Source organism: Mycobacterium neglectum (assembly GCF_002591975.1).
In the GTDB taxonomy this organism is placed as follows: domain Bacteria; phylum Actinomycetota; class Actinomycetes; order Mycobacteriales; family Mycobacteriaceae; genus Mycobacterium; species Mycobacterium neglectum.
The window spans coordinates 54777-68401 of sequence record NZ_NVQE01000011.1; the positions used below are offsets into that span (position 1 = coordinate 54777).

The 13625-nt window shown below is 65.1% G+C and carries 12 protein-coding genes; 7 read left to right on the forward strand and 5 right to left on the reverse strand.

Features of this window, described 5'->3' with window-relative positions; translation table 11 throughout:
- Positions 1–7: 7 nt before the first annotated feature.
- Together CSQ99_RS11220 and CSQ99_RS11225 are read right to left on the reverse strand one after the other, a co-directional pair.
- Positions 8–721: an SDR family NAD(P)-dependent oxidoreductase gene (locus CSQ99_RS11220; protein ID WP_099039125.1), complete on the reverse strand. Its 714-nt coding sequence runs from the start codon at positions 719–721 to the stop codon at positions 8–10.
- Between the two features lie 9 nt (positions 722–730).
- Positions 731–1540, reverse strand: a complete 810-nt coding sequence (locus CSQ99_RS11225) for a FadR/GntR family transcriptional regulator (RefSeq protein WP_099039126.1) — start codon at positions 1538–1540, stop codon at positions 731–733.
- A gap of 106 nt (positions 1541–1646) precedes the next feature.
- Between CSQ99_RS11225 and CSQ99_RS11230 the strand changes: the two genes are divergently transcribed.
- Positions 1647–3944 (forward strand): CaiB/BaiF CoA transferase family protein, encoded by a 2298-nt coding sequence (locus CSQ99_RS11230; RefSeq protein WP_099039127.1) that lies wholly within the window; start codon positions 1647–1649, stop codon positions 3942–3944.
- A 1-nt stretch (position 3945) separates the two neighbouring features.
- Here the strand turns inward: CSQ99_RS11230 and CSQ99_RS11235 are convergent, their stop codons facing one another.
- Positions 3946–5184 carry a cytochrome P450 gene (locus CSQ99_RS11235; RefSeq protein ID WP_099039202.1) on the reverse strand — a complete coding sequence of 413 codons (1239 nt, stop codon included), beginning with the start codon at positions 5182–5184 and terminating at the stop codon, positions 3946–3948.
- Positions 5185–5294: 110 nt separating this feature from the next.
- Here CSQ99_RS11235 and CSQ99_RS11240 point away from each other — a divergent pair, with 110 nt between their 5' ends.
- The 5 genes from CSQ99_RS11240 to CSQ99_RS11260 are packed head-to-tail and all read left to right on the forward strand — an operon-like array spanning position 5295 to position 9422.
- The gene (locus CSQ99_RS11240; RefSeq protein WP_099039203.1) at positions 5295–6428 is read left to right on the forward strand and encodes an aromatic ring-hydroxylating oxygenase subunit alpha; all 1134 of its coding nucleotides are present in this window, start codon (positions 5295–5297) and stop codon (positions 6426–6428) included.
- A complete protein-coding gene (locus tag CSQ99_RS11245) occupies positions 6428–8029 on the forward strand; it encodes an AMP-binding protein (protein WP_099039128.1) in 1602 nt (533 codons plus the stop codon). The genes CSQ99_RS11240 and CSQ99_RS11245 overlap by 1 nt, the downstream gene beginning before the upstream one ends.
- A gap of 12 nt (positions 8030–8041) precedes the next feature.
- A complete protein-coding gene (locus CSQ99_RS11250; RefSeq protein ID WP_099039129.1) occupies positions 8042–8455 on the forward strand; it encodes a nuclear transport factor 2 family protein in 414 nt (137 codons plus the stop codon).
- 53 nt (positions 8456–8508) lie between these two features.
- On the forward strand, positions 8509–8982 hold the full coding sequence (locus CSQ99_RS11255) for a MaoC family dehydratase (protein ID WP_099039204.1): 474 nt from the start codon (positions 8509–8511) through the stop codon (positions 8980–8982).
- Complete coding sequence (locus CSQ99_RS11260; RefSeq protein ID WP_099039130.1) at positions 8979–9422, forward strand: MaoC/PaaZ C-terminal domain-containing protein; 444 nt, start codon at positions 8979–8981, stop codon at positions 9420–9422. The genes CSQ99_RS11255 and CSQ99_RS11260 overlap by 4 nt, the downstream gene beginning before the upstream one ends.
- 142 nt (positions 9423–9564) lie before the next feature.
- On the opposite strand, the gene CSQ99_RS11265 is transcribed toward CSQ99_RS11260, so the two are convergent.
- Entirely contained in the window at positions 9565–11022 is a 1458-nt protein-coding gene (locus CSQ99_RS11265; RefSeq protein ID WP_099039131.1) for an aldehyde dehydrogenase, read from the reverse strand.
- A gap of 61 nt (positions 11023–11083) precedes the next feature.
- On the opposite strand from CSQ99_RS11265, the gene CSQ99_RS11270 reads away from it, so the two are divergent.
- Positions 11084–12409 carry a lipocalin-like domain-containing protein gene (locus tag CSQ99_RS11270; RefSeq protein ID WP_099039132.1) on the forward strand — a complete coding sequence of 442 codons (1326 nt, stop codon included), beginning with the start codon at positions 11084–11086 and terminating at the stop codon, positions 12407–12409.
- On the opposite strand, the gene CSQ99_RS11275 is transcribed toward CSQ99_RS11270, so the two are convergent.
- On the reverse strand, positions 12387–13547 hold the full coding sequence (locus CSQ99_RS11275; RefSeq protein ID WP_099039133.1) for an aromatic ring-hydroxylating oxygenase subunit alpha: 1161 nt from the start codon (positions 13545–13547) through the stop codon (positions 12387–12389). The two genes, CSQ99_RS11270 and CSQ99_RS11275, sit on opposite strands and share 23 nt — an antisense overlap.
- Positions 13548–13625: the final 78 nt, after the last annotated feature.

Below are 13625 nucleotides of genomic sequence, written 5' to 3' on the forward strand. Positions count from 1 at the left end.
ACCGAAATCACCTCGAGGTGCGACGTTCGGCCTCCAGTGGGACGACGGGGGTGCGGGCGTGCGGGCCGCGCGTGATGGCGTGCAACCGGATCTCGGGCAGATCGACGGACGGGTCGAGGGTATCGAGCCATGCCACCGCGTCGGCGACATCGGCCGCGCGGATCGCGTACATCTCGAACGGCACGTCCTGCAGCATCTCGGTCTCGACCGGTCCCGGTGTGACGATGTGCACGTTGATGCCGTCGCGGTCGACCTCACGCGCGAGTGCTCCCGCGAACGCGTTCATTCCGGCCTTCGATGCGGAGTAGGCCGTCCGCGCGAGCATGGGCTCATGCGCCGCCGACGATGAGATGAACACGAAGCGCGAGCCCTGCTTCATCTTCGGTAGGGCTGCAGACGTGACCACGAAACACGAGTCCAGGTTCGCTGACATGGTCGCGCGCCACTGAGCGAAAGTCTGTTTGCGGGCGTAGGTTCCGCCAAGGATGCCGGCGGCATGCACGACGAGGTCGATCTCGTCGAGCGCATCGACCGCGGGTGCGAACGTCTCGGGTTGCGCCGCGTCGGCGACGGCATACCGCGCACCGATCTGCGCCGCGGCGGCGCGCAGGGGTTCCTCGCGCCGGGCGGTCAGGACGACGTCGTAGCCGAGTTCGGCGAGCTTGCGCCCGCACGCGTTTCCGATTCCACCGCTGCCGCCGGTGACCAGGGCGCTACGCACACGGCACCCTTAGACCTTGCGTCGGGCCAGTGCCTGCGGCGACAGCGCCACGATCCGTTGTTCGGGATCGGCTGCGCTGAAGTAGGTCTGGGTGTCAGCGATGTGGCGGGCCGAAAGCTTGCGGGCGCGCTCGGCATCACCGCCTTCGATGGCGTCGGAGATCTTGTTGTGAATGGACATTGCGATGCGGCGCTGACTCATCGACGGGTACTCGCCCCGCGCCGTGGTCTCCTGGGCCCACCAGTTCAGGTGACCGGTCCACAGCGTCTCGAGACTGCCCACCACGGCGATCATGGTGTGATTGCCGCAGCCGCGGACGACCTCGTCGTGGAACTGCCCACCGATCTCGGTGAACTTTGCGCCGTCCTCGATGTGCTCGGCCATCGACGCGTTGATCTCGTTGAGCTTCGGGACGAGCTCATCGCCGCGATCGGCGCGTCGCGCCGCCAATGCTGCGCACATCGGTTCGAGTTCCTGAAGTGCAGCACCCAGATCGGAGAGGGGAACGGTGTCGCTCTGCAGCAACAGTCCGAGCATGTACGCAGCGCTGGCTTTCGCGGGCGCGTGCACGACGGCGCCACCGCGGTTGCCCCGGCGTACGGAAACCAGACCCTCGGTTTCGAGGATTCGAAGGGCTTCGCGCAATGACACCAGACTGACCCGGAACTGCTCGACGAGCACCTCCTGGCGCGGCAGCAGGTCACCGTCGGAGAGTTCACCGTCGATGATCTGGCGGCGAAGTTCATCCGCGACTATCTCGGCTGTCCGGCGCGAGCCGAGTCGGCGGCGAGCCTCGGGCCCAATTCCCAACGTGGTCATATCGCCAACAATGCTAACAGTGAAAGCCCCGCTACCTGGGGTGTACATAATCGCTATCTGACAAAAGTTACTAATATGACAAAGAAACCACGGGAGGCTCTAGCGGGTGAGTGACGTAGAGGGTGTAGCACCTGCACCGCTGCATGATCTGCGCGTCGTCGAGATCAGCGATCGTATCGCGGGCGCCTACTGCGGCAAACTGCTGGCCGATGCCGGTGCCGACGTCATCAAGGTGGAACCCCCCGACGGGGACCCACTGCGCCGTTTCACCGCATCGGGTGCCGTGCCGCCCGACGGCAAGGATTCGCCGCTGTTCGCCTATCTGAACGCCGGGAAACGCAGCACGACAAGCTTTTCCGACGAGCTGTTGACCGGTGCGGACATCGTGATCGTCACCGCGACCAGATCCGCGGCTGCCGAGCGCGGAATCGATCTGCAGCGACTGCTGGAACAGGCACCGCGGCTCGTCGTCGTCACCATCTCCGACTTCGGCTGGACGGGTCCGTGGGCGGAGCGCCCCGCGACCGAATTCACCTTGCAGGCCGACTCCGGACTCACAGGTTTCCGCGGCGATCCCGCCGGTCCACCGATCTCGGTCGGCGGCGATCTGGGGGAGTACCAAGGCGGCGTGTGGGCGGCATACGGTGCGCTGGCTGCGCACCGTTGGGGTCGCGGCGTGCATTTGGACATGTCGATGCTCGAGGCCATCACGCTGATGCAGAGCGGCGAGTGGCTGCACTCGCAATTGCTGAAGGCACCACACGTTCGGCGCTCCGTCGAAGTGCCCTCGATCGAACCGGCCAAGGACGGTTTCGTCGGCATCAGCATGGTGACCGGTCAGCAGTGGCTGGACTTCGCCGCGATGGTGGATTGTCCGGAGTTCACCGAGGTGCCCCAGCTGCAATTCCAGATCGGGCGCTGGGATTACCGCGACTGGATCCGGGAGCGGATCGACCCGTGGATGCGCGAGCGCACTGTGGAAGAGATCGTCGAGCTGGGACAGCTGTTCAGGTTGCCGCTGGCCGCGCTGGGAAACGGCGCCACAGTCCGCGAGATGGACCACCTTCTGGAGCGCGGCGTGTACGTTGACAACCCGGCCGGGTTCGCGCAACCGCGTCCACCGTGGCTGATGTCGGACGCCGCACCGTCCTCGATTCGCCCCGCGCCGGCGATCGGCGCCTCCGATGCCGAGTCCCTATGGGAGCCAAGGCAGTCCACGGCTGGACCGAAGACCGGGCGACCTCTGGCCGGGCTGCGGGTCGTCGATTTCACCGCGTTTTGGGCGGGTCCGTCGGCCACTCACTCCCTGGCGGCGTTCGGCGCCGAGGTGATCAAGGTCGAGTCGATCCAGCGGCCGGACGGAATCCGCTACTCGGGCGGGATGCGCAAGGACGTCGACGACTGGTGGGAGTACGGCTGGGTCTTTCACGCCATGAACACCAACAAGCGGTCGGTCACACTCGACCTGCAGACCGACGCCGGCCGCGGCCTCATCAAGACGCTGATCGCGCAGGCCGACGTGGTGATCGAGAACTTCTCGCCTCGGGTGATGGATCAATTCGACCTCGGCGCCGACGCATTGCTCGAACTGAACCCGCGCCTGGTGATGGTGCGCATGCCTGCCTTCGGGCTGACCGGTCCGTGGCGCGACAGGGTGGGCTTCGCGCCAACGATGGAGCAGATCGCCGGCCTTGCCTGGGTGACAGGCATGCCGGATGGACTGCCCGTCGCCCCGCGTGGCGCCTGCGACCCGTTCGCGGGAACACATGCGGCGTTCGCGCTCATGGCGGCATTGGAGTTCACCGATCGCACCGGCCGCGGCCAACTCGTCGAGGTGCCGATGATCGAGAGCGTGCTCAACGTGACCGCGGTGCAGCCAATGGAATTCGAGCTGTACGGGTCGATCCTGGAGCGCAACGGAAACAAGGGGCACCACCCGGGCGTGACGCAGGACATCTACCGGTGTGCGGGCGACGACAGTTGGATCGCCATGACCGTCCGCACCGACACTGAACGGGATGCGCTGGTCACACTGATGGGCACACCGGATAGCGACCTCGCGCAGTGGTTCGCCACGCAGGACGCGGCCACCGTCGTCGAGCAGCTCGTAGCGGCCGGTATTCCGGCAGCCGTGGTGATTTCGCCATCGGTCGTGATCGACAATCCGCAACTGGTGCACCGCGGCTTCTTCGAACCCCTGACCCATCCGAGCACCGGACCCGGTCTGTATCCGTGTCCGCCGTTCGCCCGCCTCGACGGTGTGGACACCTGGCTGCATCGTCCGCCTCCGACGCTGGGGCAGCACAACGGCGAGGTGTTGACGGAGCTGTGCGGGCTGACGGAGGCAGATCTCGAACGCCTTGCCGCTGACGGGGTCATCGGCACCCGACCGAAAGGCCTGTGAGTCAGCGGGGCGTGAGGGAGATCGCCATCCCGTCGAAGATCGACATGTTGTTCGCCAGGTTGGGATGGGTGACCTTGGGGGTGCCAAGACTGATGTCGTCGGCGCGCAGCAGCAGTTCGTCGAGCGCCGCACGAATCTCGGCCCGCGCCAGCATGGCCCCGAGGCAGTGGTGGGGTCCACCGCCGCCGAAGGTGACGTGGGGATTGTCTGGGCGCCCGACGTCGAACACGAACGGGTCTTTGAAGACGTCCTCGTCCCGATTGGCCGAACGCAGCATCGACACCACCCGATCGCCCTTGGGGATAGTGATGCCGTCCATCTCCACGTCGACCTTTGTCGTGCGGGTCCAGAACGCGACCGGCGACGACCAGCGCAACACCTCTTCGACGGCGCGCGCCCGGATCGACTCGTCGGCGCGATAGCGCTGTATCTCACCGGGATTGGCCACGAAGGCCTGAAGACCGGCTGCCAGCGCGTTTTTCGTGGTGTCACTGCCTGCGAGCGTGAGCACGAAGAAAAAGATCTCGAGCTCGTTGGCGGGGATGGACAGCTCCTCGCCACTTTCGTCGGTCACGACGGCGGTGGTGAGTGTGCTCCAGATGTCGTCGGTGGGGTTGCGTCGCTTCTCGGCGGTGAGTTCGAGCGCGTAGGTGAAGATTTCCCCGAACAACGCCATGTGCTCCTCGGCATTGGTCTGGCTCTCGGATGCGCCGGCCTTGAGGATGCGATCGAGGGTGTCGAAGATGTGCGTCCGGTCCTCGTCGGGGATGCCGACGATGTCGCCGATTACCGACATCGGCAGCACGTCGGCCACGTCTTCGATCCAGTCGCCGCCCCCCGAATCCAGCAGCCCGTCGATCATCGCGGACGCGCGTCGGCGGATGCCGTCCTCGAGCTTGCCGATCGCTTTCGGCGTGAACGCATGCGACATCACCCGGCGGCGCTTCGTCAGAACCGGGGGATCCATGGTGATGACGTTCGGAAATGAGCCGATGGGCCCGATGCCCTGGATCAAGGGTCCGTCGGCCGCGGTGAACGCGTCGGTGTCCCGGTGGATGCGTTGGGTGTGGCGATGCTTGGTGGTCATCCAGAAGTCACGTTTCACCGAGTTGGCCACGCCGTCGGTCAGCTCGTGGTGGAAGATCGGCAGCTCACGGCGCAGTTCGGTGAACAGGTCGTCGGGAAAACCGTTCTCCCACAACACAGAATCCGAGAGATCGACCGGAGTCGTCGTGGGCATGCGTTCTCCTCGCGTCGCCATCCTTGACCTAGAATGCCTAAAATAGTAAAAATAGGCAACGGGCAGGTTTGACGACCTGCGGTTATAGCGCGCGCGGACGGAGAAACGTGATGACGGCAGGGTCTTTTCAACAAGAAGAGGTTCACGACCCGCAGATCGATCCGTCCGAACGCGAGTTCGGCCCGAGTGGGATCAGCCTCTCGACCTACCGCTTTCCGACGGGCTGGTTCATCGTCGGGTTCGCCTCGGATTTGGAAGCAGGTCAGGTCAAGCGGGCGCACTACTTCGGCGAGGAACTGGTCATGTTCCGTACGAAGTCGGGCAAGGTGAACGTGCTCGATGCCTATTGCCTGCACCTCGGTGCGAACATGGGTGTCGGCGGGACCGTCGAGGGCGAGCACATCGTCTGCCCGTGGCACGGGTGGGAGTGGCGCGGCGACGGCACAAACGCGCTGATTCCGTACAGCAAGATCGGCTGCAAACAGAACGTGCGGATCAAGTCGTACCCCGCGCAGGAGTGGTACGGGTTCATCATCGTCTGGCACGAACGTCACGGCCGCGCTCCGTACTGGGAGCCGCCGGTGCTGCCGGAACTGGAAACCGATGACTACTACCCGCTGCACCCGCATTCCCGGATGCTCAACCGCGTCAAGGTGCACGCGCAGATGATCATTGAGAACGCGGCCGACCCATATCACGTGCAGTTCGTCCACAAGGCCGACAGCGCCGCCAACACCACGTCGTTCGATGCCAACGGCTACCACCTGCATGCGACGGTGACGGCGAACTTCGGTGGCGGCCGTCCGTCCACATGGCTCACGCCTGAGGGTCCGGTCGACGCCAACATCATCTACGACAACTATTCGCTCGGGCTCGGCATCGTGCGCTTCCCCAAGGAGCTCGTCGCAACCATCGAGGTCACCGGCCAGACCCCGGTCGATGAGGACTACACCGACTACTTCTACACACAGGCGTCGGTGCGCGAACCCGGCGACACCGGCGACAAGCCGGCGGGCCGCGCTGCGAAATTCCTTGCGCTGCAACAGGAGGTCATCAAGCAGGACTTCTTCACCTGGGAGAACATGAAGTACCTCGAGAAGCCCAACCTGGCGCCGGAGGAGGCGCGCGACTACGCCGCGCTGCGGCGGTGGGCACACCGGTTCTACCCGGGTGAAGAGCCGTCGCCTATCGACTTCGGCTACACCGCCGAGGGCGATCCCGCTCCGGCTGCAGCGAGGGTGTGATGCCCCGTGGTCGGGGACCTTCACTAGACCCGGCGGGGTTCGGCGTCGAATGCTTCAGCGTCCCTGCGGTGCTCGACCGTCGCGCCGATCAGTACGGCGATCGCGTGATGATGTCGATCGCGGGAACTCCGGTCACCTTCGCGCAGATGCGAGAGCGGTCGTGTGCCGCCGCTCATCTGCTCTCCGATCTCGGCGTGGCGCGCGGCGAAACGGTGGCGCTGTTCACCGGAACCTGCGCGGAGTGGGTGTACTTCTGGCTCGGCGCTGCCCGAATCGGGGCGGTGTCCGCCGCGGTGAACGCGGCCAGCAAGGGGGAGTTCCTGGCCCATGCGCTGAGCCTCTCGAGGGCCGCGGTGGTGATCACCGACACCGACCACCAGGACCGGGTGGCCGAGGTTGCCGATGATGTACCGACACTGAGATCCTCGCTGGTTCAAGATGATTCGCTCGCGGAGGCGTTGGCGGCCGCGCCCACCTCCGCGCCAGAGGTCGAGCCCGTCGGGCCTGATGAGATCGGCGCACTGTTCTTCACCTCGGGAACCACCGGGCCGTCCAAGGCCGTCGCCACCACCTGGCACTACTTGTTCTCCGCGGCGGCAACCGTCGCGGCGTCGTGGGAACTGCAGCAGGGAGACACGCTGTGGACCGCGATGCCGCTGTTTCATCTCAGCGCCGCCCCCACGGTCCTGGCGCCCCTGCTGATCGGCGGGACGAGTGTGCTGGCCGCCGCGTTCCATCCCGGCACGGTATGGGACGAGATACGGAGCTGCGGCGCAGTCGGCTTCGCCGGCGCCGGAGCCATGGTGTCGATGCTCTGGAGCCTGCCGCCTGATCCGCGCGACGCCGAGCTTGGCATCCGTTTCATCTCGGCGGCACCCATCACCGCGGACATGTACCGACAGATCGAGGAGCGCTACCGCTGCCGCGTGGTGACGATGTACGGCATGACCGAAGCATTCCCGATCGCCTACAAAGCAGTCTCCGACCAGGGCAAACCGGGTACCTCAGGTCAGGTCAACCCGGCGTTCGACGTGCGGATTGTCGACGGTCGGGGCCTGCCACTGCCCACCGGTGTGGTCGGTGAGATCGCCTGCCGGGCGCGGACTACGCATGCGATGAGCCAGGGGTACGTGTCGTCGGCACCCGGCAGAGCAGGTCTGGACGTGGAGCCGCACCCGGAATGGTTTCCCACCGGTGATCTCGGCTCGCTGGACGACGACGGCAACCTCACCTATGTGGACCGCGCCAAGGACTCGCTGCGCCGCCGCGGCGAGAACGTGTCGTCGGTAGAGGTCGAACAGACCGTGATGGGCCACCCCGCCGTGTCGGAGGCTGCGACGGTCGGCATTCCGAGCGACCTCGGAGAGGACGACATCCTCGTCGTCGTGATGTTGCACCACGGTGCGACAGTGGATTTCGCCGAACTGCTCGACTTCTGCGCGGCCCGAATGCCGTACTTCTGTGTGCCGCGCTACCTCGAAGCGCTTGAAGAGATTCCGAAGACCGTCATCGGACGCGTCCGCAAGGACGTGCTCCGCAACAGGGGACTGGGCGCCGACGCCTGGGACCGCGAAGCGCACGGCTACGTGCTCAGCCGCTAGGAGATGAGATAGATGTCGTTGACATACCAACAGCAGTTCGTGCTGGACGGACTGGCGGCGCGGGCAGCCATCCTCAACCTCGACGCGCGACACAACCGGCTGTACTCCGAAGGCGATCTCATCGGCTGGATCACCACGTTCCGTCACGCGGGCGCCACCTATGTGCGGGCAGGGGAGTCGTTCACCGATCTGCGCAAGGCATTCGACGGCGGTGGCGGGGTGCGGCTGGTGACCGTTGACCACGAGATCACGGTCGACGGCGTCGACGCGACCCAGAAATGCGTCGTGTTGCTGCTGCGCGACAACCAACTTCAGGGCTCAGGGACGTTCAGCGACCGGCTCATCTACGAGCGTGGCGGCTGGTACTTCACGTCACGCGAACTCGAATGGGACCGCGTGCCGCAGGAAAGTGCGCTACCCGTGTGAGCGAGGGGATCCGGTACGAGTTTGCCTTCGGTACCTACGAGGACGCCCTGCGCATGATCGGCGTCCAGACGGAGCCGAGGTATGCCGGGACGGCGGTGAGCGGAGCGCGCATCCAGCATTTCGCCTCGATGGTTCACGATCCCAACCCTGCCTACTGGGAAGCCGACTTCGCCCGCGAGGTGTGGGGCGGTCTGGTCGCTCCGCCTGCGTTGTTGATGGGCTGGCTGATCCCGCCACCGTGGTCGCCCACCGACGAGCCTCCGGTGGCTTCGATAGCCATCCGGGTGCCATTACCCGGAACGACGATGATCAACGCGTCCAACGATGTCGAGTTTCCCGCAACCATCCTCGAAGGTGACCGTCTCCAAGTTGTCGAGGAACTCGTCTCGGTGTCACCCGAGAAGACGACGCGGGTGGGCACGGGTCATTTCGTCGAAACCTGCGACCGGTTCCACCGCGCCGACGGAGCGTTGGTCGCGATCAACCGAAACACGTTGTTCCGGTTCACCCCTGCGGGGAAGCCGTGAGACCGTATCGCAGCCTGTCGTGGGACGACATCGTCGTGCCCACCGAACTCGCCGAGGTGGTCGACCCGCTCGATTACCACCGCGTCGCGATGAACCCCGGCGCGACATGGGACTATTTTCCCGGCCACTTCGATGCCGAATACGCCCAGCGGCACGGACATCCGACGATTTTCGTCAACACGATGCACACCGCGGGATTCGTCGATCGGATCGCGACCGGCTGGGCGGGTCCCTACTGCCGGGTCGTGCGGCGCAAGGTTTCGCTGCTGGGCTCGTTCTATGCCGGCGATTCGATGGTCGGCCGCGGCCGCGTCGTCGACAAGCGCGTCGATACGGCGGGCGACCTCCCGCGACAGCTCGTCGACCTCGAGATCGCCGTCTACAACCAACGCGACGAGTTGTGCTGCCCCGCCGAGGTCACCCTCGAGTTCTGCAGCTAGCTTGCGACCGGACGTCCGCCTTCGACGTCGTTGTGTGCGCCGATGGTCACGGCCAACATGTCGCTCCTTCACAGCCGAATGTCCACTTGTACGACGCCTCTCGCGCAGAAGCGTCGCACAGGTGGCCATTCGGCGAGGAGGGCTAAGCCAGGTCGGGCAGCTTGCTCGCGCTCACCGTCGACTGCAGCTCGACATACTCCGAGAGTCCCTCGGTCCCGAACTCACGCCCGATTCCCGACTGCTTGAATCCGCCGAACGGAGCGGTGGTGTCGAGCGTGTACATGTTGATGCCGTAGGTGCCCGTCCGGACCTCCGCGGCGATCTCCAGACCACGTGCCACGTCGGCGGTCCAGACCGAACCCGCCAGCCCGTAGTCGGTGTCGTTGGCGATCCGCACGGCATCGGCTTCGTCGCGGTACTTCAGCACGGTCAGCACCGGACCGAAGATCTCCTCCCGCGCGATCTTCATGTCGTTGGTCGCATCGGTGAACAGCGTCGGCCGGACGTACCAACCGCGATCATGCGGTTTGTCGGTGCCGCCCAGGACCATTCGCGCGCCCTCGTCGACGCCGGCCTGGATGTAGGACTGCACTTTGTGCTGCTGACGTTGCGCCACCAGTGGGCCGATATCGGTCGCATCCTCGGCGGGATCGCCAACTTGCAGGCCCGTCATCATCTCGGCGAGCGCGTCGACGACTTCGTCGTGTTTGCGCTCGCTGACCAGAATCCGGGTCTGCGCGACGCATGCCTGACCGTTGTTCATCAGGCTGGCCATCTTCAGATGCTTGACGGTGTTGCCGATGTCGGCGTCGTCGAGGATTATCGCTGCGGACTTGCCGCCCAGTTCGAGGCTGACCCGCTTGAGCTGCTCACCGCACACCGAGGCGATGTGCCTGCCCGTCGCCGACGATCCGGTGAACGAGATTTTGTCGACGCCGGCGTGGCGGACCAGGCTCTCGCCGGTCTCCCTGCCGCCTGGGACCATCGACACCACACCTTCGGGCAGGTCGATCTCCTCCAGCATTTCGGCCAACCACATGGCGTCCAAGGGTGTTTCGGGCGCGGGCTTGACGACGACGGTGCAGCCCGCGATCAACGCCGGAATCATCTTGGGCATGATCAGGAACTGCGGCACGTTCCACGGAACGATCGCGCCGACCACGCCGACCGGGGCACGCCGTAGATGAATATCCCCGAACAATCCCGGCCGTCGCTCGACCCACGGAAATTCCTTGGCCGTCGCCAGGTTGAGATGCATTTGGGCCAGTGCTCCTGCGCCTTGTCCCAGCCGGCTGAAACTCTTGGGCGAGCCCATCTCCGCGGTGATGAGGTCGGCGATCGCGTCGGTCTCGGCCAGGTAGATGGCGGCGAGCCGCTCGATCTTCTCCATCCGTTCGCTCACGCTCATTCGCGGCCACGGGCCCTCGTCGAAGGCCTTCCTGGCTGCGTTGACCGCCTTGTCGACATCGGCGGGGGCGGCCTCCGGCGTCTCACCGATCGGCTCTTCGGTATGCGGGGAGATCACGGATATCCGTTGACCCGTCGACGGCGCCTGCCAGCGGCCGCCGATATACAGCTCGTCGTAATTGAGGGATCTCATGCTGTCGCCTCCACCGCCTAAAGTTGCTATTAATATAAACATAGACAAAAAGGCAGGGCGCGTGAACCATCCGCAAACCGACGACTGGCGCCGGTACCCGTTCGCACTGGTACCGGAGGATCGTCAGCTCGATTTCCCCGCGGCCGAGGCGAACCATCCGGACTGCGAGTCCGACACCTGGTTTCTGGCCGGCGAGCTGACCGGCGACAGCGGACGTGGCTATGCGTTCCTGTCGATCTTCAACAAGAACAGGCCGGGGCTCGGGGGCATCGTCGCCGACTTCTATACGTTAGCGCTGTTCGACCTCGACGCGGGCGCCTACGGGACATACACCGACTACGACATGCCGCCGGGAAGCATGCAACCCGGCGCCGTTGTGAAGATGTCGGTTTCCGACGAATGTCTCGACATCGCCTTCGACAGCGGCGCGGGCCGAGCGGTCTGGCGTACGTGCCGCGACGATAAGGGCGACCTGGTGCCCTACACCTACGACGTCACGTTCGTCGGCACCGACGCAGCCGGCGAGGCGATGCGGGTGGACCTGCACGTCACCCCGACCCGCGCGCCTGTGCCGTTGGGCGCCGCGGATTTCGGCGGCAAGATCGAGTGCTTCGGACAGGCCGACACCTACTCGTATCTGCAGACCGGCCTGACGATGACGGGAACGCTCGCGTGGGGCTCGTCCTCCGAACCGGTCACCGGCAGCGCGGGTCATGTCGACCGACAGTGGTTCCCGCTGATTGCCAACAGCGGTGGCGCGGATGGCAATGTGCGGTGGCGGGCGCACGAATGGCGCACGATCAATCTCGACAACGGCGTGGACCTGAGCATCTGGCGGCAATTCGACCGCACCGATCGCAATGCACTGCAACCGTTTTCGGGTGCCACCACCAGCTCACCCATGCCTGGCGTCGACCCCGAGTACGCCGACGACATCGAGGTGACGATCGACAGCTACGTGCGCTGGCCCGAAGCGGTCCGCACCCTGTACCGACCGCCTGCTGCCGCGAGATACCTACCGGATCGGCACCGGCTGACGTCGCGCAAGCTCGATCTCGATCTGACGGGCGAGCCGCTGGTGCCCGCGCCAGGACACGGTTTACCGCTGGAGTACATGGAGGGCCCGTTTCGCTATCGCGGGACGCTGCTCGGAGAGCCGGTGAGTGGCTTCGCGTTCTACGAGCGATCCCTTGCGCTGTACCGCGATTGGGAGTTGGTCGACGTCCTCGCCGGCGTCGTGGGCGACGCGCGAGTGGTGACACTGCGCGAACTGGTCGAAAGTGGGCGCCGCGATGACGCCGTGGCACATCTGCGTGACGAGATCCTCCCGTCAGGAACCGGGATAACTCAGCTCGTCGACGATCTCATCGTTGCGCTGTCGGTGTGATCGCCTCAGTCCACGTCCTGTGACGGTGATGCAGTCCCGGTTCGTTGCGGCCGAACACCAGGTGCTCGCGCACCCCGGATTCGAGGTTGGCCTGCAATCCGGCGACGAGGGCGTAATCCTCATCGCGGACGGTCGAGTGTGCGTACTCGAAGACCGCTGCCGCACCGGCGGCCGTGGATTCGTCGGACACGTCCAGCGGCGTGGAGTTCTGGTGCACGGTGATCGACCGCCCCGACATGTCGCCGGGGTAGACGCGGAACAGTTCACCGTTGGCGACGGTGCACGAAATGACGATGTTCGGGAACAGCGCGTAGATGACGACCATCGCCTGCAGTGGCTCCCACTGTTCTTCGGGAACATCCTCGAGGTCGAGAATCCCGTTGAGCGGGAACACGAGTCGGTGGTGGAGGCCGAACGAGTCGAACACCGTGCAGTTACTACGGGCGATCGTCGCAAACGTCGTCTTGTGCACCGTCGCGAAATGGTAGTTCTCGGCGAACGTGTCGATCGCCAGCTTCCAGTTGATCGGACAGTCCAGCACCTTCTCGCCCAGCGGCGACCACCGGCCGATGCCCCACGAGTCGAGTTCGTCGGCCAGTGGCCCGAGAAAGGTTCCGATGTCCAGCCCGTCCGACGACGTCGCGCCCGGATCGAGCGAGATCCACAGGAAGCCCGCACATTCGGCGGCCGGCAATTCAGCTAACCGCGTTGTGCCCGATGATGATTCGGGAAATCCTTCCCTGCCGGGCACTGCAGCCAGATTGCCGTTGAGGTCATAGCTCCACGAGTGATAGGGGCACGCCAGCCGACGCGCGGCACCGCAGCCGTCGGCGATACGCGACTGGCGATGCAGACAGACATTCTCGAACGCGCGTACCACTGAATCGGCGGCGCGGGTGAGCAGGATGGACCGGCCCATCACCGTCTTGGTGCAGTACGTGCCTGGCCGGGGGAGTTCTGAGACGTAGCCGACCAGTTGGGGGCTCGACAACAGCATCGCGGTGTCCTGCGAGTGGCGCGCGGCCGACGTGTACGACTCCGCGGCGACGGTGCACTCCGAGGGCATGAGGTCGGTGGCCCTGTCCCGCGCAAGCTTCAATGCGCGACGGGTGAGATCGATGAGCTGGTCGCGTTCCATCAGTGGTCCTTGGGCGTGGGCTTGTTGACCATCTGCCTATTTTTATAATGATAGCTGCGGTATGTCAAAATTCGCTGG